Source organism: Mesorhizobium sp. M7A.F.Ca.CA.001.10.2.1, from assembly GCF_003998575.1.
In the GTDB taxonomy this organism is placed as follows: Bacteria; Pseudomonadota; Alphaproteobacteria; order Rhizobiales; family Rhizobiaceae; genus Mesorhizobium.
This window is the reverse complement of the sequence record NZ_RZQY01000973.1, coordinates 1-1,573: the sequence shown is the minus strand read 5'-3', so window position 1 is coordinate 1,573 and position 1,573 is coordinate 1. Positions and strand designations below refer to the sequence as shown.

Sequence of the window (1,573 nt, the reverse complement as noted above, 5' to 3'; positions counted from 1 at the left end):
ATACGGCTCGGCGTAGCATCCTCGTAGCGCAACTCCCACCACCACTGGTGCCCGGTCACCCTGATTGTCAGCACAGCCTCCGAGCCTATCGCAGCCAGCGTCCTGTTGGCGAAAAAGCTTAGCAGCGTCAGTCCGATCAGGATGATGGCGGTCAGCCCGACGGCGGACGCGACCACGCGCATCTTGCGGCGTTCGGCCGCTTCGTCGAGTAAGAGGGGTTCATCGCCGGGACGCGATCGCATAACCAGCGGTGCTGCGAGAGCGATCATCACCAGCACCCACACAACCGCGCAAAGCGCGGTGAAGAACCAGATCAGCCAAGCCAACTCGCCGGCTGCGGGGCCTTTCGGATCCAGCGCCGACTGCCAGCCTGCGCATCCCTGCAGAAGAAGCAGGACACAGAGGGCGAAGGCCACCGAGGCCGGGCGCTTCACGGTGATTTGCCCAGTGTCGCGGCATCCGGCAGACGGTTTTCCGAGGGATGCACCATCATGCCGTCATTGCGTTGCGGCGCGGCGGAGGAGGGCGCGTTGCCGCCCAGTGCACGCACATATGCCGCCAGCTCCCATATCTGGTCATCGGGTATCTTCTGGCCGAAGCTCGGCATCCCGTTCGGCCTGCCGTCGCGGATCGTGGCGTGGATGCTTTCGATCGAGCTGCCGTAGAGCCACTTCTCGTCCATGAGCGCCGGGCCCATGCCGCCACCGCCATTGGCATGGCAGCCCGAGCAGTTGAACCAGCCGAACAGGCGTTTGCCCTCGCTCATGTGGAAGGCGTTGGCCTCGAAGCTCGCCGCCTTGTTATCGGTGGGGGAGGGTCGCTGTCCGCCCGGCTCCAACGTGGTCACGGGCGTCGGCTGCTCACCTGAGCCGAGTGCCGATTGCGGTCGCGTGTCGCGCTCCTCGCGCTGGCAGGCGACCAGGGCCAGCGTCAAGGGCAGTAACATCGCCAGAGCCTGCCTCATCGCGCCGGACTCCCGGCCATGTCCAGACGCGGTACGCCGTATTGCGCCAGAACCGCGTCGATCTCGGCCTTGTGTCTGGCAAGCGCGCTATTCACATCGCCACGCAGCGCATCGTCCTCGCGCCGAACACCCATTGAGATGTCGTACATTAGCGGCAGTTGCGGTCCGTCGATGCGAGGCGTGACCGGCGTGATCCGGAGCGACACCTTTTGCCTCTCGGCGAAATAGCCGGCGAGCGGACCCCAAACCACGGCAAGATCGATCTCGCCGTTCGCAACAGCTTCGACGATGCGCGCCGGAGGGTTGGGAGCGGAGTAGTCGCCATAGACGGGGTAGCCGATGAGGTGCCCGACGATGCCGCGGCGGCCAAGCGCCTGGACAGGCGGCGAGTTGGCGCCGTCGTCGCCGATGAGCTGAACACCGATACGCAATTCTTGCAACCGCGGGTCGTTGAAGGAGGCCACGTCCGGGCCGTCCTGGCGGGTTACGAAGACATAAGACGAACGGTAGTAAGGCGTGGTCGTGCGCAGCATTTCGAGATTGGCAGGCGTGCCGGGCACGAGATCGCAAAGGCCTGCCTTCAGCGTGTTGCGGATGAAGCCACGCCGC

2 protein-coding genes and 1 pseudogene are annotated in these 1,573 nt (G+C 65.1%); all 3 read right to left on the bottom strand.

The features are described from left to right. Nucleotides 1-434, bottom strand: a pseudogene (locus tag EN964_RS34095) (cytochrome c oxidase subunit II); the annotation flags it as partial. Then, the gene (locus EN964_RS34090) at nucleotides 431-964 is read right to left on the bottom strand and encodes a c-type cytochrome (RefSeq protein WP_127268117.1); all 534 of its coding nucleotides are present in this window, start codon (nucleotides 962-964) and stop codon (nucleotides 431-433) included. The gene EN964_RS34090 and the pseudogene EN964_RS34095, both read right to left, overlap by 4 nt. Then, nucleotides 961-1,573 (bottom strand): quinoprotein dehydrogenase-associated putative ABC transporter substrate-binding protein (locus tag EN964_RS34085; protein WP_127277408.1); only part of this gene is annotated, 613 nt, incomplete at its 5' end. The genes EN964_RS34085 and EN964_RS34090, both read right to left, overlap by 4 nt.

Coding starts and splice junctions, on each gene's coding strand:
- EN964_RS34090 (WP_127268117.1), bottom strand. CDS start 964: ATGAGGCAGGCTCTGGCGATGTTACTGCCCTTGACGCTGGCCCTGGTC.